Raw genomic sequence first — 20,977 nt, 5'->3', positions numbered from 1 at the left:
GGGTCCGCCGGGTGGGGCGCCGTCACCCGGGTCCCGGCGGGCCCCGGACCGACATGACGGGGTGTCAGTCTCACTCTTTCGTGGCTCGTCGGGCCGTGCCGCCCGGGGTAGATCCCCGGCCGGAGGTGGCGACACCATGGAACAGACCGCGTTGAGACCCAAACCCTTGCCGGGCCGGGAGTCCGGTGACGAGCGCCCGCCGGGCGCCGCCCGGCGTCCGCACGCCGCGCCCCGACGCGCCCGGCAACGACTGATCACCCTGCTGTCCGCCCTGGTCACCTGCGTGATCCTCGTTCTGTCGGGCGTGGGGCTCGGCACGATGGGCGTCACGGTGATCGGCATGGGCCGGCCCGCCCAGTGGCGCGAGCCGTCATCGGCGGACGCCGCCCGGCCCGACGACGGCCGCTCCCGGACGGCATCCACCGAGTCCGCGTCACAGCGGGGGAGTTCACTGTCCACGGTCCCCGTGGCGGCCGTGCGCCCGACCCTCGGCGTCGACGTCGTCGACGCCCCCGGGGACGCCCGGGGCAGAGGCGCGCTCGTGGCCGGGGTGCATGTGCCCGGCGCCGGGTACCGCGCGGGCCTGGTCCGCGGTGACGTCGTCCTCTCCCTGGGCGGCACCCGGACCGGTACGGCGGCCGACCTCGCGCGGGCGGTCGCCGCCGCCCGCCCCGGAACGGCCCTCAGGCTCGCCGTACGCCACGCGAACGGCACCCGGCAGTACCTGGTGGCCGTGCCGGGGGTGGCCACCTGACCGGTGCCGTCACGCGGGACCGGGCCAGGGGCCGGCGCCGGGCGCCCGCCGGAGAGCCGTGCCCGGCCGACGTGATGCCGCAATGGGCTCGCGTGCGCCGCGGCGGAGGGGCAGGATGCTGCCCGTAGGCCCAGGGCAGCTCCGAGCGGACGGAGGCAAGGATGACCGGCACATCCGGCGAGGGGGACGCCGCCGCGCCCCGTGGCTCCGACGGCCCGCCCCCGCCCGTCACCGCCGGGGCGCCGCTGCCGCCCTTCACCGCCGACGACCACCGGGCCCGGATGCGGCGCGCGGCACGGGCCGCCGCGGACGCCGGGCTCGACGGGCTGCTCGTCGCGCCCGGCCCCGACCTGGTGTGGCTGACCGGGCACCGGCCGCCGGAGACCGAGCGGCTGACGATGCTCGTCCTGCGCGACGGCGAGGACCCCGTGCTGGTGGTCCCCACCCTGGAGGCACCGGACGCCGCCGCGGCCCCCGGCGGCCCCGCGCTCACGCTCCACGACTGGACGGACGGCAAGGACCCCTACGAGGCGGCCCTCTCCGTCCTCGGCCCGGGCGGCCGCTTCGGCGTCAGCGACAACACCTGGGCGCTGCACCTGCTCGGCCTGCGGCGGCGGCTGCCCGGGACGTCGTTCACGGCGCTCACCGAGGCCCTGCCGATGCTGCGGGCGGTGAAGGACGCGGCCGAGCTGCGGCGGATGGCGGCGGCGGGCGCGGCCGCCGACCGGGCTTACGAGGAGATCCGGCAGGTGTCCTTCGCCGGACGCCGGGAGGCCGAGGTCGCCGCCGACCTCGCCGCGCTGCTGCGCAGGTTCGGGCACTCCCAGGTCGACTTCACCATCGTCGCGTCGGGCCCGAACGGTGCCAACCCGCACCACGAGGCCGGGGACCGTGTCATCCGCGACGGCGACATGGTCGTCCTCGACTTCGGCGGCCTCAAGGACGGCTACGGCTCCGACACCTCCCGGACCGTCCACGTCGGTGAGCCGGCCGCCGAGGAGCGCGAGGTGCACGACGTCGTACGGGCCGCCCAGGAGGCCGGTTTCCGCGCGGTACGGCCCGGCGCGGCCTGCCAGGAAGTCGACCGGGCCGCCCGCGCCGTCATCACCGACGCCGGGTACGGCGACCGCTTCGTCCACCGCACCGGGCACGGCATCGGCGTCACCACCCACGAGCCGCCGTACATGATCGAGGGGGAGGAGCTTCCGCTCGTGCCCGGCATGTGCTTCTCGGTCGAACCCGGGGTCTATCTGCCGGGCCGGTTCGGCGTCCGGATCGAGGACATCGTGACGGTGACCGAGGACGGCGGGCGACGCCTGAACAACACCACGCGCGAGATGGCGGTGGTCGAGTGACCCACCGCGTACCCTCGCTGCTCTGAGCCCCCGGACGACGGCGCGACCATGACCCAGGCACCGACACCCACCGCGGACAGTGTCCGCCTGCTGGTCCGTTCCCTGCTGCGGAACGGGACCGGCCGCAGCGGCGACGGACCCGACGTACGGCCCGTCGCCGGGGACGAGACCCACCGCACCTGGTGGGTCGGCACCCGCCATGTGCTGCGTCTGACGACCGACCGGCACGCCGTCGTACGGCAGAAGCGCGAGCTGCGGCTGCGGGACCTGGTGCGTCCGCACATCGGCGTGGCCGTCCCCGTGAGCGTCGCCCACGGGGAGTGGTCGGGCGGGCTCACCTACACGCTCGACACGAGGCTGCCGGGCGGTACGGCGGAGGACCACGACGTGTCCGCGGTGGGCGAGGCCGACCTGGCGGCGGTGCTGACGGGTCTGCGCGAGGTGCCGGCCCGGCAGGCCGAGGCGCTCGGGGTGCCGCGGCTCGCCCCGCGCTCGCTGGAGACCCTGCGGACGGCGGCCGGGCGGGCGGCGCGGGTCCTCGCCGGCGCCGACGAGTTCGACGCGGGGCGGCTCGGGCAGCTGACGTCCGGGAGCGCCGCGCAGCTGACGGCACCGGGGGCGGTGCTGGTCCACCACGGGCTGACGGGCGACCATCTCGTGGTGAGCGCGGACGGCCGGGTCCGGGGGGTCCTCGACTGGACCGGCACGGTCGTCGGCGACCCCGCCGAGGACATCGCCGGCCTCGCCACGGCCGTCGGCTCCCCGGCCGCCGTCCGGGCGGCCACCCTCGCGGGGTACGGCGCCCGCCCCTGTCTGCGCGGTCTCTGGCTGGCCCGCTGCGACACGGTCATCGCCCTCGCACAGGGCCTGCGCGGCCCGGCCCCGGCCGCGCTCCCCGCCCTGCGGCAGCGCCTGCGGCACGCCTGGGAGGCGATCCTGCTGGAGCGGGTGACGGACCTGCGGGGCGAGGACTGAGAGGCGAGGACCGAGGACCGGGGGGCGAAGACCGAGGGGCCGGGCGGGAACCGGGACTCACGCCACCGTCAGGACCACGCACGACTCCCCGCCCAGCGTCAGCACCCCGTCCGCGCCCGGCGCCGGGACCGGGTCCCAGGACGCCAGCACCCGCGCGTGCGGCACCCCCACCGGGATCGAGGCGGTCTCCTTGCCCAGGTTCAGCGCCACGCACACGTCACCCCGCCGGAAGCCGAACCACCGCGCCTCCTCGTCGTGGGCGACCTTGACGTCGGAGAGGTCGGGGTCGGAGAGGTCGGGGAAGGTGCGGCGCAGCGCGATGAGGGTGCGGTACCAGGCCAGCATCCGGGCGTGCGGCTCGCGCGCCGGTTCGGACCAGTCGAGGCAGGAGCGGTCGCGGGTCGCGGGGTCCTGGGGGTCGGGGACGTCCTCCTCGGCCCACCCGTGCGCCGCGAACTCCCGGCGCCGCCCGCGCCGCACCGCCTCCGCGAGGTCCGGATCGGTGTGGTCCGTGAAGAACTGCCAGGGGGTGGAGGCGGCCCACTCCTCGCCCATGAAGAGCATCGGGGTGAACGGGCCCGCCAGCACGAGCGCGGCCGCGCAGGCCAGCAGGCCGGGGGAGAGGGTCGCGGCGAGGCGGTCGCCCTGCGCGCGGTTGCCGACCTGGTCGTGGGTCTGGGTGTAGCCCAGCAGCCGGTGCGCGGACAGGCTCGTCCGGTCCAGGGGGCGGCCGTGGTGGCGCTCCCGGAACGACGAGTACGTGCCGTCGTGGAAGTAGCCGCCCGTCAGGGTCTTCGCCAGACCCGGAAGGCCGGCCCGCGCGAAGTCCTCGTAGTAGCCCTGCGACTCACCGGTCAGGGTGGTGTGCAGGGTGTGGTGGAAGTCGTCGTTCCACTGGGCGTGCAGTCCGAGCCCGCCCCGCGGGCGCGGGGTCACCAGGCGCGGGTCGTTCAGGTCCGACTCGGCGATCAGGAACAGCGGCCGGTCCACCTGGGCGGCGAGCGCGTCGACGGCCGTCGACAGCTCCTCCAGGAAGTGCAGGGCACGGGTGTCCCTGAGCGCGTGCACCGCGTCCAGGCGCAGTCCGTCGATGCGGTAGTCGCGCAGCCAGGCGAGCGCGCTGTCCAGGAAGTACGCCCGCACCTCGTCCGAGCCGGGCGCGTCCAGGTTGACCGCCGCGCCCCAGGGCGTGTGGTGCCGCTCGGTGAAGTAGGGCCCGAAGGCGGGCAGATAGTTTCCGGAAGGGCCCAAGTGGTTGTGCACGACGTCGAGCACGACGCCGAGGCCCTGCTCGTGTGCCGCGTCCACGAAGCGCTTCAGCGCCTCGGGACCGCCGTACGGTTCGTGCACGGCCCACGGCGAGACGCCCTCGTAGCCCCAGCCGTGCGTCCCGGGGAACGGGCACAGGGGCATCAACTCCACGTGCGTCACGCCCAGTTCGACCAGATGGGCGAGGCGTCCGGCGGCCGCGTCCAGGGTGCCCTCGGGCGTGTACGTGCCCACGTGCAGCTCGTACAGGACCGCGCCCGGCAGCCCGCGTCCCGGCCACGCGGCACGCCACGCGTAGCGGCCGTGGTCGACGACCGCGCTCAGACCGTCGGGGCCGTCCGGCTGCCGGCGGGAGCGCGGATCGGGGAGGACCGGGCCGTCGTCGACGGCGAAGCCGTACCGCGTGCCGTCCGCGGCCTCCGCCTCCACCGTCCACCATCCCGGCCGCCGCGGATCGCGCTCCATCGCGTGGGTCGCGCCCGCGCGGTGGAGCGTCGAACGGTCGGCCTGCGGTGCCCACACCTCGAACTGCACGGAACGGTTCTCCCTCGGCTGCCGGTCGTCGTCGTGGGTAGTCAGGGGCCGAGCCGCCCCGGCACACGCCCGACGCGCCACCGGAACCGCTCCCCTCCATCGTGCGCCAAACGGGATCTCCGCGCGGCCGGATCGCCGCATTCGCCCCATGGGTCGCACCTCCCGTCGGGCAGGTGTCCGGGGATGTGTCCGGGGATGGTCACCGTTCACGGCTTGTCTGGACACCCCCCGCCCCCCTGACCGACAATCACACGCGTGACGTCGTCCTTCGAGTTCCACACGTATCCCGCGCGGCTGTCGGACGCCGAGCGCGACCGCGCGCTGAGGGCGCTCCGTGACGGCGTCGCACTGGGCCGTCTGTCACACGACACGTTCATCCGGCGGATGGAGCTGGCGCTCACCGCCCGGCGTTCCGACGAACTCGCCGCGCTCACCGCCGATCTGCCCGTCGAGAAGCGCTGGTCGCGGCTGGTGCTCGGCACCGTCGGGGCGGTCTCCGGCTTCGGTGTGAAGCTGCGCCGCGCCTGGCAGGCCGAGCGGCTCCCGAAGCTCCAGCTGCCGCACCCGGGGAGCGATCACGCCCTGCGCATCGGCCGCGATCCCGGCAGCGGTCTGCGGCTCAGCCACGAGACGGTCTCCCGGGTGCACGCCGAGCTGAGCCGTCAGGGCGGCCTGTGGATCCTGCGCGACCTCGGCTCCACCAACGGCACCACGGTCAACGGCCGTCGGGTGATCGGCGCGGCCGTCGTCCGGGACGGCGATCAGGTCAGTTTCGGCCGGATGAACTTCCGGCTCTCCTCGGAGTGACCTTCCGACCGAACCTACGGCAAAGCTCTGGCCTGGTATTTACGCAGCGAGTTTGTCACCCTCCCTTGCCTTCCAGGGTGTTGACGCACGTTCTCGGCCGTGACTGACTGTGGGTACACCATGCACACCAGGTGAACCGACGGCACCACATTCGTGGAGGTGTGTGCCCTGCCGCCACTCCTCCGCTATCCGACCGTGGACGAGTTGTCCGCCCGGGCCGCCCGGCTCGTCGCCCGCCACCCGCACCGCGCCCGGCTGCGCCGCGTGGGCACCTCGCGGGCCGGCACCCCGATGTGGCTGCTGTCCGTCGGACGGGGCGACCGCCACGCCCTCGTCGTCGCCGGCCCGCACGCCAACGAACCCGTGGGCGGCGCCACCGTCCTCCGGCTCGCCGAACGGGTCCTGGCCGACCCCCGGCCGGCCGACGCCGCCGACACCACCTGGAACCTGCTGCTGAGCCTCGACCCCGACGGCTCCCGCCGCAACGAGGGCTGGCTGTCCGGCCCTTACACCCTCGGGCACCACTTCCGGCACTTCTTCCGCCCCGGCTTCCTGGAACAGCCCGAGTGGCTGCCCGACGGCGCCGACGGCGCCGTCATGCCCGAGACCCGCACCCTGCTCGACCTCCAGGACGAACTGCGGCCCTTCTTCCAGTGCTCGCTGCACGGCGTCGACGTCGGCGGCGGCTTCGTCGAGCTGACCCGCGACCTGCCGGGCCTGGACCGGCGCGTCGCGGGCGCCGCGGCCCGCCTCGGCATCCCGCGCGAGCTGAGCCCGTACGACACCCTGTACTGGCCCCGCCTCGGGCCCGCCGTCTACCGCATCCCGCCCCCGAGCCGCGGCGACCTCGCCGCCGCCATCACCGAGGCCGCCGTCGAGTCCACCTGGTACCACCCCCACCGGTACGGCACGGTCACCGCCGTCGTCGAGGCACCGATGTGGGGCGTGAGCGCCGTCGAGGACGCCGCCCTGCCGGCCGACGCCGACGCCGTGCTTCGCCGGGTCAGCCAGGCCCTGCGCCGCGACACCCGGCTCCTGGAGGGCATCCTCGCCCGCGTCCGCCCCTCGGTGACCCGTGGCCCGGACGCCGCCCGGTTCCTCGCCCCGGTCGACGACTACCTCCTGGTCGGCCCCGGCCTCGCCGACTCCTGGGACCCCGACGTCCACGACGCCGCCGCCCGGCCGCTGCCCCCGCTCGACACCGCCCGGCTCACCACCCTCGCCATCTCCGGACGCCGGGTCGCCCTGCGCACCGCCGGGCTGCTGCACCAGCTGGTGACCCGCGCGGGACGCGACCCGGCGGACGCGCTGCCCGAGCTGGACCGGCTCGTCGACCTGTGGTGCGCCGACTACCGCGACGGCTACCGGGCGCGCTGGATCCCCGTCGCCCGCCAGGCGGAGTACCAGGCCCGCGTGGTCCTCGCCGCGTTCGAGCTGGCCGCCGGACGGGCGGACGAGTCCCTTTCGGGTGAGCCGGGATGGAGTTCCGAGCCCGTCGTGCCGATGCACCGGGAATGACGCACTCCACCCGCGCGGCCCGCGCCGGCCTGCTCGCCGCCCTCGCCCTCCTCACCGTCGCCGCCTCGGCCCCCGGCCGGACCGCCGCCGTCCAGGGCGACTGGCTCTACGTCTCCCTCAGCCGGGGCGACGCCCGCTCCTCCGACACCCGCGGCACCCTGCTCCTGTGCGACCCGCCCCAGGGCCACGGCCGCGCCACCCAGGCCTGCGCGGACCTGCGCCGGTCCGACGGCGACATCGCCCGCATCCCGCACCGGCCCGCCGTCTGCACCGAGATCTACGCCCCCGTCCGGGCCTCCGCCGAGGGCCAGTGGAACGGCCGGCAGGTCGCCTACGAGCAGACCTTCGCCAACGCGTGCGTGATGGCGGCCCGGACGGGAGCGGTGTTCGCCCTCGCGGACTGACGCCCGCGCCGCCTCCCCGGCCCCGCGGTGTGCCCGGAGGTGCGCCAGACGGGCACGCTCAGAACCCCGCGTCCCCCCGCGCGCAGGCCGCGGCGGCCAGCACCGTCCGCACCTGGTGCTCGACCTGGTCGGCCAACGGCACCCGCCGCGCGCGGAACCGGTCGGCGAACGACTCGCACCACTCGGCGACCAGGTCCTCCAGGAACGGCGCCCCCGGGGCGCCGGCGTCCGCCAGGACGCGCCGCAGCATCGCCGCGGCCCGCAACGGCAGCCGGCGCCCGAAGGCGTCCACACTGCCCACGTACGCCGTCGACAGGTCCGGCGGCGGCCCGTCGGTCCAGTCCCGGGCCAGCCCCGGCACCAGGGCCAGCGCCCACCGGGCGGCCCGCAGCATCGGCCCCTCGGGCCCCCGCAGCCGCGGCAGTTCCTCGGCGAGCACCCGCTCCACCCGGCCCGCGTCCGCGAGCAGCCGCCGCGCGAGATGCCGCAGCGCCGCCGCCGGGGCCGGGTGCGGGGCGATGTCGTCCACCAGGTCGCTCGCCCACATCGGCACCTCGACGACCGCGGTCAGGCCGCCGTACCGGTGCGCGTGGTACCAGGTGCTGTGCCGGGCGTCGTCCGGCATGCTCGGGTAGGCGGGGTGGCCGCCCGGCCGGGGCATCACGAACACCCCCGGCCCGGACACGGGCCAGCCCGCGGCGTCCGAGGCGCTCCTCTCCACCGGTATGCCCAGCTCGGCCGCCGACTTGGCGAACGGCTCGGCCAGCCCCGGCACGTTCCTCGTCAGCTGCACCCAGCTGCCGCCGAGATCCGTGCCGTGCAGGGTCACCTGGAGGTAGGGCCGCAGCTCGTCCAGCACGCCGAACAGGGCGTGCGTCTCGGGCGGCAGCCGGTCCGGCGGCAGCACCGACGGCGACCACTCCGGCTGCTCGGGACCCGCCGGACGGAAGAACCCCAGGTGGTAGTCGAGGAGCGTGCGCGGCGCCGGCGTCGTGTGCAGGCTCGCCCCGTCCGGGTCCGCGCAGAGCACGAAGTGCCAGGAGACGCCGGAGCGCAACTCCCGCTCCCGCGCCACCCGTTCGGCCAGCGCCAGCACCGTCGAGCCGCCGTTCGGTTCGTTCGCGTGGGCGCCCGCGACGACCAGGACCGCCCGTCTCGCATGGCCGACGGACAGCAGCCGCAGCGGCCGGCCCGCACGGGACACCCCGATCCGCCGCAACGAGCACAGCCCCGGCCGGCGCTCCGTGAGCGTCCGTGCCCCCGCCTCCAGTTCCGCCACCGTGGGATAACCGAGCTCCGACAGCAGACCCACCCCCGTCCAGTCCACCTGGCATCAGCATCCGCGCACCCGGCGCGGCCGGGTGGGAGATATGCCCAGTGTCCGTCCATATGGGGGGCGGCGCCCAGGGGCGCCCGAGCGCACTCGCGGTTTTCGGCCATGCGGGCCGTCGCTCCCCGGCCGCCGGGGTCCGCCGTCACCCGGCGGGGTACCGCAGGGCCGCGCCCGCGCCGAGGGCCCGTCAGACGCCGACACGCTCCAGCAGCGCGACCGGCAGGGTCGCGAAGAGGTCCGCCACCCGTACGTCGCCGGTGAACTCCCGCCCCGAGCCCGCCACCTCGGCCCACCGGCCCTCCGGCAGCGTCAGCAGGGTGTCGCCCCAGCCCCCGGCCTCCGCCAGCCGCAGCGACAGACGCGTCACCGCCGTGACCACCTCCCCGGACCGCGAGAAGGCCACACAGTGCCCGGCCCGCGGCCCGTCCGCCGGCAGCGGCACGTACGTCGCCGCGTCCCCGAACACCTCCGGCCGCCGCGCCCGCAGCCGCAGCGCGGCCGAGGTGAGCCGGAACTTGTCGGTGCCGGTCCCGTCGGGCTCCTCGTCCCGCGGCGCGAAGGGCCTGCGGTTGTCCGGGTCCACCAGCGCCCGGTACTCGCCCTCCGTGCCCTGGTAGAGGTCCGGCACCCCCGGCATGGTGAGCTGCACCAGGGCCGCGCCGAGGCTGTTGGCCCGTACGTACGGCTCCAGCTCCTCGCGCAGCGCGGCGACCCGCGCGTCCACGGCGGGGCCCCGGGCGACGAAGTCCGCCACCGCCCGTTCGTACTCCGGGTCCTGCTCGGTCCAGGAGGTCTGCAGGCCGGCCTCCCGCACATGCTTCAGCAGGGCCTCCCGCAGCCGGTCCGGGTCCGCCGGCCCGAGACCGAACGCCGTCTGCCAGGCCGCCCACGCCAGCTGCTGATCCGGTGCGCCGGGCTCGTCCCGGGTCACCTCCGCCAGCACGCCGGCCCACCGCTCGGGGCACTCGGCGAGCACCGCGACGGCCGCCCGCACATCGGCGCTGCGCTTGGTGTCGTGCGTCGACAGCACGGTCCCCGTGGCGGGCCAGTCGCGCTGCACCCGGGCGCAGTAGGCGTGGAAGTCCCGCACCGACACGGCCGGGCTTCCGGGATCGCCGCCCACCTCGTTCGCCGACAGCAGCGGGACATAGCGGTAGAACGCCGTGTCCTCCACCGACTTCGCCCGCAGCGCCGACGAGGTCTGCGCGAACCGCGCCCGGAACTCCGCGTGTCCGGGTCCCTCGCCGGCCCTGCCCAGCACCAGATCCCGTACGGCGTCCACCGAGCGGGCCTCCTCGGGCACCACGAACAGCGCGCGTGCCTCGGCCGCGGCCTCCTCGGTGACGACGAGCGAGGCGTCCTGGGAGGGGTAGGGCCGGTACACCTCCATGCGCGCGAGCAGCTCGCACAGCGCTGTGCGCAGCGCCCACGGCGCCTGGTCGCGCAGCGCGAGGTCGGGGGAGCGTTCGCAGAGCCGGTGCGCCACCCGGGTGAGCCGTTCCACCTCGGCGACCAGCTCGTGCGTGAGCACCCGGTAGGCGGCCCGGCGGACGGTCGCCTCCCACTCGCCGCCCCGGTCCGCCTGGGCGCCGGTGAACCGCCGGTACGCGCCCAGCAGTTCACCGCCACCCGCCGGGTCCGTGAACAGCCCGTCGACGTGCCGCAGCGCGTCGTAACCGGTGGTCCCCGCCACCGGCCAGTCCGCCGGCAGCGGCTCCCCGTCCGCCAGGATCTTCTCGACGACGGTCCACCGCCCGCCCGTCGCCCCGTGCAGCCGCCGCAGATAGGCGCCCGGATCGGCGAGCCCGTCGGGATGGTCGACGCGCAGCCCGTCGAGGACCCCCTCCTCCAGCAGCCGAAGGATCGTCGCATGGGTCGCGTCGAAGACGTCCGGGTCCTCGACCCGCACCCCGATCAGCTCCGAGATGCTGAAGAACCGCCGGTAGTTCAGCTCCGTCCGGGCCAGCCGCCACCACACCGGCCGGTACCACTGCGCGTCCAGCAGCTGCGGCAGCGGCAGCTTCTCGGTGCCCTCGCGCAGCGGGAACCTGTGGTCGAAGTAGCGCAGCTCGCGCCCCTCCACCACGAACCGCGCGACCTCCTCGCCGAGCGGCCCGCCGAGCACCGGCAGCAGCACCCGGCCGCCCTGCGCCTCCCAGTCGATGTCGAACCACCGCGCGTACGCCGACTCCGGGCCGTCCCGCAGCACCTCCCACAGCGCCCGGTTGTGCCGGGGGGCCATGGCCATGTGGTTCGGCACGATGTCCGCGACGAGGCCGAGCCCGTGGTCCCGGGCGGTCCGGGCCAGCGCCCGCAGCCCCTCCTCACCCCCGAGTTCCTCCCGCACCCGCCCGTGGTCGACCACGTCGTACCCGTGCGCGGACCCGGGCACGGCCTCCAGCACGGGGGAGAGGTGCAGATGGGAGATGCCCAGGGAGGCGATGTACGGCACGGCGGCCGAGGCGGCGGCGAACGGGAAGCCGGGCTGGAGCTGGATGCGGTAGGTGGCGGCAGGCACGACAGAGGTCATGCAGTCCTACGTACCCGCCCCACGACATTTGGAGCACCTCGACACGCGACGCCGCCCGGCCCGCCGCCTCCGGGGCGCCCGGGCCGGGCGGGTCCGGGCGTCCGGCTAGGCCGGCCTCCGGAACACGGCCATGCTCCGGTCCACCAGCGCCACCCGCTCCCCGGCCGCGACCTTCGGTCCGTCCGCGGGGACCGCGTCCTCGCGTCCGGTGTCCACGACCAGCTGCCACTGCGGTCCGTGGTTGACCGGCACCACGAACTCCAGCCGCTCCGCCGACGCGTTCACCATCAGCAGGAACGAGTCGTCGCCGATCCGCTCGCCGCGCGCGCCCGGCTCCGAGATCGCGTTCCCGTTGAGGAACACGGTCAGCGCCCCGGCCTGCGCCGAGTCCCAGTCCCGCTGCACCATCTCCTGTCCGCCCGGCGTGAACCAGGCGATGTCCGACAGCTCGTCGTGCGTGCCCTCCACCGGCCGGCCGTGGAAGAACCGCCGCCGCCGGAACACGGGGTGGTCCTTGCGCAGCCACACCATCGCGCGGGTGAACTCCAGCAGGTCCCCGAAGACGTCGTCGCCGGTGTCGCCGTCCTCGCCGGACGGCCACGGCACCCACGACAACTCGTTGTCCTGGCAGTAGGCGTTGTTGTTGCCGCCCTGCGAACGGGCGAACTCGTCCCCGTGGCTAAGCATCGGCACACCCTGCGACAGCATCAGGGTGGCGATGAAGTTGCGCATCTGGCGGACGCGCAGCCCGGTCACCCCGGGGTCGTCGCTCTCGCCCTCGGCCCCGCAGTTCCAGGACCGGTTGTGGCTCTCCCCGTCCCGGTTGTCCTCGCCGTTGGCCTCGTTGCGCTTCTCGTTGTAGGAGACCAGGTCCCGCATCGTGAAGCCGTCGTGGCAGGTCACGAAGTTGATGGAGGCCAACGGGCGCCGCCCGTCGTCCTGGTAGAGGTCGGAGGAGCCGGTCAGCCGGGACGCGAACTCCGCGAGGGTGCGCGGCTCGCCCCGCCACAGGTCCCGCACGGTGTCGCGGTACTTGCCGTTCCACTCGGTCCACAGCGGCGGGAAGTTCCCCACCTGGTAACCGCCCTCGCCCACGTCCCAGGGCTCGGCGATCAGCTTGACCTGGGAGACCACCGGGTCCTGCTGGACGAGGTCGAAGAACGACGACAGCCGGTCCACCTCGTGGAACTGCCGGGCCAGGGTGGCCGCGAGGTCGAAGCGGAAGCCGTCGACGTGCATCTCGGTGACCCAGTACCGCAGCGAGTCCATGATCAGCTGCAGCACGTGCGGGGACCTCATCAGCAGGGAGTTGCCCGTGCCCGTGGTGTCCATGTAGTAGCGCGGGTCGTCCGTGAGCCGGTAGTACGACGGGTTGTCCAGGCCCTTGAACGACAGCGTCGGCCCCAGGTGGTTGCCCTCGGCGGTGTGGTTGTAGACCACGTCGAGGATGACCTCGATCCCCGCCTCGTGCAGCGCCCGCACCGCCGACTTGAACTCCAGCACCTGCTGCCCGCGGTCGCCCCAGGACGCGTAGGCGTTGTGCGGGGCGAAGAAGCCGATGGTGTTGTAGCCCCAGTAGTTGCTGAGGCCCATGTCGGCCAGCCGGTGATCGTTCACGAACTGGTGTACGGGCATCAGCTCCAGTGCCGTGACACCCAAGGCGGTCAGATGTTCGATGATCGCCGGATGGGCCAGCGCCGCGTAGGTGCCGCGCAGCTCCTCGGGCAGCCCCGGGTGGCGCATGGTGAGGCCCTTGACGTGGGCCTCGTAGATGACGGTGTGGTGGTACTCGGTGCGGGGCCGCCGGTCGTCGCCCCAGTCGAAGTAGGGGTTCACCACGACGGAGGTCATCATGTGGGGTGCCGAGTCGAGGTCGTTGCGCTCCTCGGGCGCCCCGAAGCGGTAGCCGTACACCTCCTCCCCCCACTTGACCGAGCCGCTGATGGCACGCGCGTACGGGTCGAGAAGCAGCTTCGCGGAGTTGGAGCGCAGCCCGCGCTCCGGCGCGTACGGGCCGTGCACACGGAAGCCGTACCGCTGTCCCGGCATCACACCGGGCAGGTACGCGTGCCGCACGAACGCGTCCGACTCGCGCAGTTCCACAGCCGTCTCGGAGCCGTCGTCGTCCAGCAGACACAGCTCGACTCGATGCGCGGCCTCCGAGAAGACCGCGAAGTTGGTACCGGCGCCGTCGTACGTGGCACCGAGGGGGTACGCCTGTCCAGGCCAGACCTGCATGGATACGACTCTTCCAGTTGTCGCGCGCCGCTGGGGCGACTCCGAGGGGAGTCTCCCCCAAACTGACAAAACCTCCTAGGACATACGTCCCTCCTGCCCCGTGACGGGCACTTCGTGACGCCCCGGAGGCCGCCGGTGTCCCGTCGCAGCCGCCCGCCGCCGCGGACCGGCCCACTTCCGCGACCGACTGCGGGCCGGAACGGCCGCGTCACACGCGGTAGTTGGGAAACGACCTGTCCATCCGGCTGTATCGTCACCCGCTACCGGAGTACCCTTCCTTGATCGTTGAGTAGGGGCGGGCTCGGGTGAGCGGAAGGCGGTGCGCGGGTGGGCTCGGGAGGGCTGGAGCTTCCTCCTGGTGACACGGGCGACACGGGTCACGAGGGGAACTCCACGGATGTCCCGCCCGGCGCGGTGTCCCTGGCACGGCCGATGGAGACGGGGTCCATCGGCCCGGAACTGGACTGGAACGCCGACGCCTGGCTCGAAGTGCGCACCCGCGCCCAGCGGGCGGGCCGCGCCTACATCTGGCTGAACCTCGTCGAGCAGCGGCTGCGCGCCGTGGTGGCCGCCGTGCTGCGGCCCGTCTACGAGCCCGTCCACGGCGACGACTGGGTGGTCGCCGCCGCCGGGCCCGCCGGCCAGGAGTGGGTGCAGCGCGCCGTCGCGGTCCGTGAGGTCAGCCGCCGCAAGGGTTATCTGCTCGACCCCGCCGACGACAACACCCTGAGCTTCCTGACCCTGCCCCAGCTGCGCGAGCTGATGGTGCAGCACTGGCCCTGCTTCGAGCCCTACATCGACGAGCGGCGCGACGTGGAACTGGCCCTGGACGAGCTGGAGGTCACCCGCAACGTCGTCTCCCGCAACCGGGCCCTGTCCGAGGCCGTCCTCGCCCAGGCCGAGCGGGCCTCGGCGAAACTGCTGGAGATCCTCGGCGCGGGCAGCGACGTGCCCTCCGCCCGCCGGCTGCCCGTCGACGCGGTCGAGGAGCTGGTCGGCGACCGGTACGCGGACGTGGTGGGCGTCCACCCCGACCGGGTGCGGCTGCTGCGGCAGTTCCCCGCCGAGGACCTCTTCGGCGGCGCCCGCCGCCTCGACGCCATCGGCATAGGCCTGAACCTCCTCGTGCAGAACTTCTCCGGGCGGCGGCTCGTACGGCTCGCCGAGTCCGGCTGCCGGGCGCGGCTGCTCTTCCTCAACCCGGCCTCCAGCGCCGTCAAGCGGCGCGAGCGCGAACTGGGCATAAAACGGGGCGAACTGAGCCGTGCGGTCGAGATGAACATCCTCCACATGCGCCGGGTCCGCTCCCGGCTGCGCGACCCCGGCGCCTTCGAGATCCAGGTCTTCGACGAGACACCCCGCTTCACCGCCTACCTCGTGGACGGCGACGGCTCGGACGGGGTCGCGGTCGTCCAGACGTATCTGCGGCGCACCCGGGGCATGGAGGCACCGGTCCTCGTCCTGCGCGGCGGCAGCAGGATCCTCAAAGCCGACGAGAACGGCGAAGCCGGGCTTCTGGACACCTATCGGGAGGAGTTCGAAGTGGCGTGGGCGGACTCGCGGCCGGTGTCGTGAGCCGCACGTGACGCGGGCGCGGCACGGCCGGTGACGGCGGCGCGGCACGGCCGGTGACGGCGGGGCGCGGGCGCCGGGCGGAACGCGGTCCTCGGATTGTCAGTGGCCCGTGCGATGGTGGTGGTCACTGGGGGAAAGCACCACCGAGGAGGGGGGCCACATGGGTTGGCACCGGCAACTGCTGATCGGCTTCGACCTGGAGACCACCGGGACGGACCCGCGCGAGGCGCGGATCGTCACGGGCGCGGTGATCGAGGTCAGGGACGGGGAGCGGATCGGACACCGGGAATGGCTGGCCGACCCGGGCGTGGAGATCCCGGAGGAGGCGGTGGCGGTCCACGGCATCACCAACGCCCGCGCGGTGGCCGAGGGCAGACCCGCCGACCGGGTCGCCGACGCCATCGCCGACGTCCTCGTCTCCTACTGGCGCACGGGCGTCCCGGTCGTGGCGTACAACGCGGCCTTCGACCTGAGCCTGCTCTCCGCCGAGCTGCGCCGGCACGCCCTGCCGTCCCTGCGCGACCGGCTCGGCACGGACCCGGCGCCGGTCATCGACCCGTACACGATCGACCGCTCCGTCGACCGCTACCGCCGGGGCAAGCGCAACCTCGAAGCGGTCTGCGGGGAGTACGGCGTGGCGCTGGACAGCGCGCACGACGCCTCCGCCGACGCCCTGGCCGCCGCCCGGCTCGCCCGCGCGATAGCCGAGCGCCACCCGAAGGTCGCCGCCCTCGGCCCGGCGGAACTGCACCGCCGCCAGATCGAGTGGTACGCCGAGTGGGCCGCCGACTTCCAGGCGTTCCTGCGCCGCAAGGGCGACCCCGAGGCGGTCGTGGACGCGACCTGGCCGCTGCGCGAACTGGAGGACGAGACGGTATGACCGCGACAGCGATCTCCCTGCGCGAAGTACGCGACGGCGACCTGCCGTTCTTCTGGCGGCACTGGTCCGACCCCGAGGCCCGGCAGGTGGCCGCCTTCACCGGGGCCTACCAGTACGACCGGGCGCTCTTCGACCGGCACTGGGCGAAGCTCCGCGCCGACCCCGAGGTGCTGAACCGCACGGTGGTCGCCGACGGCGAGGTCGTCGGCTCGATCGCGGTCTACGGCCCCGCGGACGAACGCGAGATCACCTACTGGATCGACCGCGCCCACTGGGGCCGTCACATCGCCACGGCCGCCCTCGCCGCCCTGCTCGACCTCGTGCCCACCCGCCCCCTGCACGCCCGCGCGGCCGCCGACAACACCGGCTCTATCCGTGTCCTGCAGAAGTGCGGCTTCGTCGTCACCGGCCACGACCGGGGTTTCGCCCGGGCCCGCGACGCCGAGACCGACGAAGTGGTGCTGATACTCCGGGCCGTCTGAGCCGGCACCGCTCCGCTCAGAACGGATACCAGCGGACCGTCTCGTCCCCGTCGCGCAGCGAGGCGACACGGCGTTCGAATTCCGCCAGCGCCCCGGGACTGCTCGGCGCGTGCTGGGCGACCCAGGCGCAGCTGGCCGTCTCACGGGCGCCCCGCAGCACGGAGCAGCCCTCCCACTCCCGTACGTCCCAGCCGTAGGTGGCGGTGAAGGCGTCGTACTCGTGCGCTGGCAGACCGTAGCGGTCGTGGGAGAGGGCCATGACGACCAGGTCGTGCTCGCGCAGGTCGCCGGAGAAGGTCTCCAGGTCGACGAGGACCGGGCCGTCCGGGCCGACGTGCACGTTGCGGGGCAGGGCGTCGCCGTGGATCGGGCCCGGGGTCAGCCGCGGGGTGAGGGCGGCCGCGGCCGCCGCGAACCCGTCCCGGCGCGCACGGAGATACGCCGCGTCCGCCGGGTCGATCGCGTCCCCGGCCAGGCGCAGCCAGCGCTCCACCCCGCCCAGCAGTTCACGGCGGGGCAGGGCGAAGGGCGGCGCGGGCAGGGCGTGGACCAGCCGCAGCAGTTCGGCCACATCGGCGGCGCCGGCCGGGCGGACGGGGTCGGGCAGGCGGTGCCACACCGTCACCGGGTGCCCCTCGACGAGCAGGGCCCGCGCCGAGGCGGCCCGCACGGCCGGGAGGCCCGCCTCGGCGAGCCAGGCCGCGACGGTCAGTTCATGGCGGGCCCGGTCCAGGAGTTCGGCGTCGCGGCCCACCCGGACCACCAGGTCACCGGCGGCGAACACCGCGTTCTCGCCCAGCGCGAGCAGCCGCGCCTCCCGGGCCGCACCGGGCAGTACGCCGGCCGCGTCCAGGACGTCCCGCGCCCGTGCCTCGTCCATCCTTCGCCTCCGTGTCCGTACGGCCGGCGCTCCCCTCCGGGGGCACCGGGTTCACGCGCATCGGGGCAAGTCTCGCATTCGCACAGGTCGGAGCCTTGGCGCGCTGCCTTGACGCCCTGTCATGCGCGCAGCGCGCGGACGGGCCGCACGCGGACGGGCCGCACGTGGACGGGTCGCTCGCGGACGGGCCGCACGTGGACGGGTCGCTCGCGGACGGGCCGCTCGCGGACGGACCGCGCGGTTCGCCGTGCCGCCCGTCGCCGTCGAGCGGCACGGAAAACAGTTGCACGAGACGTCTCGTCTCGCATACGGTCGGGCGCATGACCTTCCACATCGCCATGTTCTCCATCGCCGCCCACGGTCACGTGAACCCCAGCCTCGAAGTGATCCGCGAGCTGGTGGCCCGGGGGCACCGGGTCACGTACGCGATCCCGCCGGCTCTCGCGGAGAAGGTGGCGGAGGCCGGCGCCGAACCGAAGCTCTGGCACTCGACCCTCCCGGGACCCGACGCGGACCCCGAGGCGTGGGGGACCACGCTGCTCGACAACGTGGAGCCCTTCCTCGACGACGCGATCCAGGCCCTGCCCCGGCTCGCCGAGGCGTACGAGGGGGACGAGCCCGACCTCGTGCTGCACGACATCACCTCCTACCCGGCACGGGTGCTCGCCCACCGCTGGGGCGTCAAGGCGATCTCGCTCTCCCCGAACCTGGTCGCCTGGACCGGCTACGAGGAGGAGGTCGCCGAACCCCTGTGGGCCGAGCCGAGGAGGACGGAGCGCGGCCGGGCCTACTACGCCCGCTTCGCCTCCTGGCTGGAGGAGAACGGGATCACCGAGCACCCCGACCCCTTCGTCGGCAGGCCCGCCCGCTCCCTCGTCCTCATCCCGAAGGCACTGCAGCCGCACGCCGACCGGGTCGACGAGAGCCGGCACACCTTCGTCGGCGCCTGCCAGGGCGACCGCGCGGCACAGGGCGGCTGGGTGCGGCCGGAGGGCGCGGAGAAGGTGCTGCTGGTCTCGCTCGGCTCCGCCTTCACCAAGCAGCCCGACTTCTACCGGGCCTGCGTGCGGGCCTTCGGCGACCTGCCCGGCTGGCACATGGTGCTGCAGGTCGGCAGGCATGTCACCGCGGCCGAGCTGGGTGAGGTCCCGGCCAACGTGGAGGTGCGGGACTGGGTGCCGCAGCTCGCGGTCCTCAGGCAGGCCGACGCGTTCGTCACCCACGCGGGCGCGGGCGGCAGTCAGGAGGGGCTCGCCACCGCCACGCCGATGGTCGCCGTCCCGCAGGCCGCCGACCAGTTCGGCAACGCCGACATGCTCCAGTCGCTCGGCGTGGCCCGGCACCTTCCCCGGGAGGAGGCGACGGCCGAGGCCCTGCGCGAGGCGGTCCTCGCTCTCGTCGACGACCCCGAGGTGGCCCGCCGCCTCGACGCGGTACGGCGGGAGATGGCGGCGGAGGGTGGCACCCGGCAGGCCGCCGACCTCATCGAGGCGGAGCTCGACGGCATGCCCCCAGCAGTCTGATGCCGCGTCACATGGCCTTCCCGGAGCGGTTGTTCGGCGTCAGGCCCAGGGCGCCACGAGGACGAAGGAGCGACTGGCCCGGTACGCGGCCGTGTTCTGGGAACGGTCGAGCCACAGCTGGAGGTCGTCCCGGTGGCGGAGGTAGCGGCCGGGGTAGTTGTACGACTCCAGGGAGACCGAACCGGCCGTGGAACCGGGGCGGGGGCAGAAGGTGACGTCCTTGCGGAAGAGGGCGGAGCCGTCGTCGGCGTCCAGCCGGACACGGAACGCGTAGTGCCGCAGATACCTGCCCGCGGCGTCCCTGAGCGAGTAGCAGCGGGGGTCGGCCAGGCCGGGAACGAAGGTGAAGGTGGCCGCCCGACGGGTGGCGGCGGAGCTGGCGGCGTTCACCGGGCTCAGGGCACCGAACCGACCGGAGCCGCTCACGTAGTCACCGTGGTCGTCGACCGACCGGAGGGAGTGCCGCCCCGAGAGCGGCGCCCCGGCCGTCACGGTCGGTGCCGCGGATGGAGTCTGCTTCCGCTTCCGCTGCTGCGTCGGTGACGGCGTCGGTTTTCCTGGGGCGGAGGTCTGCGGGGAGGGCGGCGCGGACGAGGGGGCGGGTGACGGCGGGGCGGCGACGGCGGGCCGCGGCGCCGGCTCGTGCGCTCCCGTGAACGTGTACCAGGCGACTCCGGCTGCCGCGAGCGTGACGACGGCTGCGGCCGAGACTGCCACCGCGCTCGCCGCGGGCTTGGCGGCCGTGGTGCCGATCGTCCACGCCGCACCTTTCGCACCCCCCGCCGCACTTATCGCACCGCCCGCCGTGTGCGTGCCCGCTGTGTGCGTGCCCGCCGTGTGCGTGCCCGCCCCGGCGGCCGCTCCGGCGGTTTCCGCCCCCGGCATCCTGGCCAGCACCAGACCGGCCAGGCCGACAGGCACCGGCGCCAGCGCGAGGCCGGCCAGCAGCCTCTCCGCCGGTATCAGGTCGGACGAGTTCGACAGGCAGTGCGGGCAGTCCCGGACATGGCGGGCCAGCCGCTTGCGCCACAGCCCGGACGGCCGCCCGTCCCACGGGGCGAGGGCGGCGGCCAGGTCCGTGCAGCGCGGCGAGGCCGTCACGGCCCGGACGACCGTGCGCGCCGTCTCCAGCCGTTCCTTGACCCGCTGGACCCGGACGGCCGCATGCTGCGGTGCGAGGCCGCAGGCCGCCGAGAGTTCGCCCCGGGTCAGTTCACCGGCGCTCTCCATCCACCACAGCGCGAGCACCTCGCGCTCCTCGTCCTCCAGCCAGCGGGTGGCCTCGACCGCTTCGCGCCGCTGGCCCGAGAGCGCGAGCCGCAGCACCACCAGGTCGGCGAAGTCGGCCTGCGGATCCGCTTCGTGCGTGGTCGCCTCCAGGGGCTCCGCCGTGAGCCAGGGCCGCCCCTTGCGCCACCGGTCACGGATCTGACGCACGGTGATGGCAACGAGCCAGGACCGGAACCGGTCCGGTCGCTCCAGCCCGGGCAACCCGTCCAGGACCCGCATCATCGTCTCCTGGACCACGTCGTCGACGTCGCCGTGGCCGTTCAGCGCCCGGCCGACGATGTTGTAGACCAGGGGCAGGCAGTCCCGTACGAGCCGTTCCGCCGCCTGCCGGTCCCCGGCCCGCGCCGCCATGACGACGGCGACGTCCGTCCGTTCCCGCGCGTCCTGCGAGCGCACCCCGCCTCACCTGTCCCGTCGCCGTGCCGATCCGTCGCGGCGACAGTGTGCCAGGAACGGATCCGGAGGACGGGCTCGGGTCGCTCCCGTCCTCGCCCCACGTCTCCTCGACATCCGTACGGGGATTTCTGTTATGCGCGGCGTCGGCGGCGCGTCTCCTGTGCGTACCGCCGCCTCTGTCCCTCCTCCCTCTTGACTCCCGTTCTTATGCAGCTCTAACTTCGTGCCCGACTT

General features: G+C 74.4%; 15 protein-coding genes and 1 pseudogene. 10 read left to right on the top strand and 6 right to left on the bottom strand.

Going from position 1 to position 20,977, the window contains the following annotated elements:
* Nucleotides 1-136 precede the first annotated feature (136 nt).
* From SCAB_RS09505 to SCAB_RS09495, 3 genes are all read left to right on the top strand, one after another.
* Nucleotides 137-754, top strand: a complete 618-nt coding sequence (locus tag SCAB_RS09505) for a PDZ domain-containing protein (RefSeq protein WP_012999851.1) — start codon at nucleotides 137-139, stop codon at nucleotides 752-754.
* A gap of 281 nt (nucleotides 755-1,035) precedes the next feature.
* Complete coding sequence (locus SCAB_RS09500) at nucleotides 1,036-2,109, top strand: aminopeptidase P family protein (protein WP_106437392.1); 1,074 nt, start codon at nucleotides 1,036-1,038, stop codon at nucleotides 2,107-2,109.
* 48 nt (nucleotides 2,110-2,157) lie between these two features.
* Entirely contained in the window at nucleotides 2,158-3,084 is a 927-nt protein-coding gene (locus SCAB_RS09495) for an aminoglycoside phosphotransferase family protein (RefSeq protein WP_012999849.1), read from the top strand.
* Nucleotides 3,085-3,141: 57 nt separating this feature from the next.
* Here SCAB_RS09495 and treZ read toward each other — a convergent pair whose 3' ends face one another.
* Nucleotides 3,142-4,887 (bottom strand): malto-oligosyltrehalose trehalohydrolase, encoded by a 1,746-nt coding sequence (gene treZ / locus SCAB_RS09490; RefSeq protein ID WP_012999848.1) that lies wholly within the window; start codon nucleotides 4,885-4,887, stop codon nucleotides 3,142-3,144.
* Between the two features lie 255 nt (nucleotides 4,888-5,142).
* Between treZ and SCAB_RS09485 the strand changes: the two genes are divergently transcribed.
* From SCAB_RS09485 to SCAB_RS09475, 3 genes are all read left to right on the top strand, one after another.
* Entirely contained in the window at nucleotides 5,143-5,694 is a 552-nt protein-coding gene (locus SCAB_RS09485) for a DUF1707 and FHA domain-containing protein (RefSeq protein ID WP_012999847.1), read from the top strand.
* A gap of 195 nt (nucleotides 5,695-5,889) precedes the next feature.
* A complete protein-coding gene (locus SCAB_RS09480; protein ID WP_374194886.1) occupies nucleotides 5,890-7,212 on the top strand; it encodes a M14 family zinc carboxypeptidase in 1,323 nt (440 codons plus the stop codon).
* Nucleotides 7,209-7,616 (top strand): SSI family serine proteinase inhibitor, encoded by a 408-nt coding sequence (locus SCAB_RS09475; protein ID WP_012999845.1) that lies wholly within the window; start codon nucleotides 7,209-7,211, stop codon nucleotides 7,614-7,616. Before SCAB_RS09480 ends, SCAB_RS09475 begins: the two co-directional genes overlap by 4 nt.
* Before the next feature lie 58 nt (nucleotides 7,617-7,674).
* On the opposite strand, the gene SCAB_RS09470 is transcribed toward SCAB_RS09475, so the two are convergent.
* From SCAB_RS09470 to glgX, 3 genes are all read right to left on the bottom strand, one after another.
* On the bottom strand, nucleotides 7,675-8,928 hold the full coding sequence (locus SCAB_RS09470) for a M14 family zinc carboxypeptidase (RefSeq protein WP_012999844.1): 1,254 nt from the start codon (nucleotides 8,926-8,928) through the stop codon (nucleotides 7,675-7,677).
* A gap of 208 nt (nucleotides 8,929-9,136) precedes the next feature.
* On the bottom strand, nucleotides 9,137-11,479 hold the full coding sequence (gene treY / locus SCAB_RS09465; RefSeq protein ID WP_012999843.1) for a malto-oligosyltrehalose synthase: 2,343 nt from the start codon (nucleotides 11,477-11,479) through the stop codon (nucleotides 9,137-9,139).
* Nucleotides 11,480-11,584: 105 nt separating this feature from the next.
* Complete coding sequence (gene glgX / locus SCAB_RS09460; protein WP_012999842.1) at nucleotides 11,585-13,717, bottom strand: glycogen debranching protein GlgX; 2,133 nt, start codon at nucleotides 13,715-13,717, stop codon at nucleotides 11,585-11,587.
* A gap of 327 nt (nucleotides 13,718-14,044) precedes the next feature.
* Here glgX and SCAB_RS09455 point away from each other — a divergent pair, with 327 nt between their 5' ends.
* The 3 genes from SCAB_RS09455 to SCAB_RS09445 all read left to right on the top strand — a co-directional run bounded on the left by SCAB_RS09455 (nucleotide 14,045) and on the right by SCAB_RS09445 (nucleotide 16,654).
* The gene (locus tag SCAB_RS09455; RefSeq protein ID WP_012999841.1) at nucleotides 14,045-15,292 is read left to right on the top strand and encodes an SAV2148 family HEPN domain-containing protein; all 1,248 of its coding nucleotides are present in this window, start codon (nucleotides 14,045-14,047) and stop codon (nucleotides 15,290-15,292) included.
* 160 nt (nucleotides 15,293-15,452) lie between these two features.
* Complete coding sequence (locus tag SCAB_RS09450; RefSeq protein ID WP_012999840.1) at nucleotides 15,453-16,172, top strand: 3'-5' exonuclease; 720 nt, start codon at nucleotides 15,453-15,455, stop codon at nucleotides 16,170-16,172.
* A complete protein-coding gene (locus SCAB_RS09445) occupies nucleotides 16,169-16,654 on the top strand; it encodes a GNAT family N-acetyltransferase (protein ID WP_012999839.1) in 486 nt (161 codons plus the stop codon). The genes SCAB_RS09450 and SCAB_RS09445 overlap by 4 nt, the downstream gene beginning before the upstream one ends.
* A 16-nt stretch (nucleotides 16,655-16,670) precedes the next feature.
* Here SCAB_RS09445 and SCAB_RS09440 read toward each other — a convergent pair whose 3' ends face one another.
* Nucleotides 16,671-17,534, bottom strand: a complete 864-nt coding sequence (locus tag SCAB_RS09440; RefSeq protein ID WP_012999838.1) for a phosphotransferase enzyme family protein — start codon at nucleotides 17,532-17,534, stop codon at nucleotides 16,671-16,673.
* A gap of 247 nt (nucleotides 17,535-17,781) precedes the next feature.
* Between SCAB_RS09440 and mgt the strand changes: the two are divergent.
* Nucleotides 17,782-19,057: pseudogene (gene mgt / locus SCAB_RS09435) on the top strand (macrolide-inactivating glycosyltransferase).
* Between the two features lie 39 nt (nucleotides 19,058-19,096).
* On the opposite strand, the gene SCAB_RS09430 reads toward mgt, so the two are convergent.
* Complete coding sequence (locus SCAB_RS09430) at nucleotides 19,097-20,743, bottom strand: sigma-70 family RNA polymerase sigma factor (protein ID WP_012999836.1); 1,647 nt, start codon at nucleotides 20,741-20,743, stop codon at nucleotides 19,097-19,099.
* Nucleotides 20,744-20,977: the final 234 nt, after the last annotated feature.

The organism is Streptomyces scabiei 87.22, assembly GCF_000091305.1.
GTDB classification, from domain to species: domain Bacteria; phylum Actinomycetota; class Actinomycetes; order Streptomycetales; family Streptomycetaceae; genus Streptomyces; species Streptomyces scabiei.
Note: the sequence above shows the minus strand (reverse complement) of the source record. Positions and strands in the feature narration are given on the sequence as shown.

Coding starts and splice junctions, on each gene's coding strand:
- SCAB_RS09495 (WP_012999849.1), top strand. CDS start 2,158: ATGACCCAGGCACCGACACCCACCGCGGACAGTGTCCGCCTGCTGGTC.
- SCAB_RS09500 (WP_106437392.1), top strand. CDS start 1,036: ATGCGGCGCGCGGCACGGGCCGCCGCGGACGCCGGGCTCGACGGGCTG.
- SCAB_RS09475 (WP_012999845.1), top strand. CDS start 7,209: ATGACGCACTCCACCCGCGCGGCCCGCGCCGGCCTGCTCGCCGCCCTC.
- treY (WP_012999843.1), bottom strand. CDS start 11,479: ATGACCTCTGTCGTGCCTGCCGCCACCTACCGCATCCAGCTCCAGCCC.
- SCAB_RS09445 (WP_012999839.1), top strand. CDS start 16,169: ATGACCGCGACAGCGATCTCCCTGCGCGAAGTACGCGACGGCGACCTG.
- glgX (WP_012999842.1), bottom strand. CDS start 13,717: ATGCAGGTCTGGCCTGGACAGGCGTACCCCCTCGGTGCCACGTACGAC.
- SCAB_RS09505 (WP_012999851.1), top strand. CDS start 137: ATGGAACAGACCGCGTTGAGACCCAAACCCTTGCCGGGCCGGGAGTCC.
- SCAB_RS09440 (WP_012999838.1), bottom strand. CDS start 17,534: ATGGACGAGGCACGGGCGCGGGACGTCCTGGACGCGGCCGGCGTACTG.
- SCAB_RS09450 (WP_012999840.1), top strand. CDS start 15,453: ATGGGTTGGCACCGGCAACTGCTGATCGGCTTCGACCTGGAGACCACC.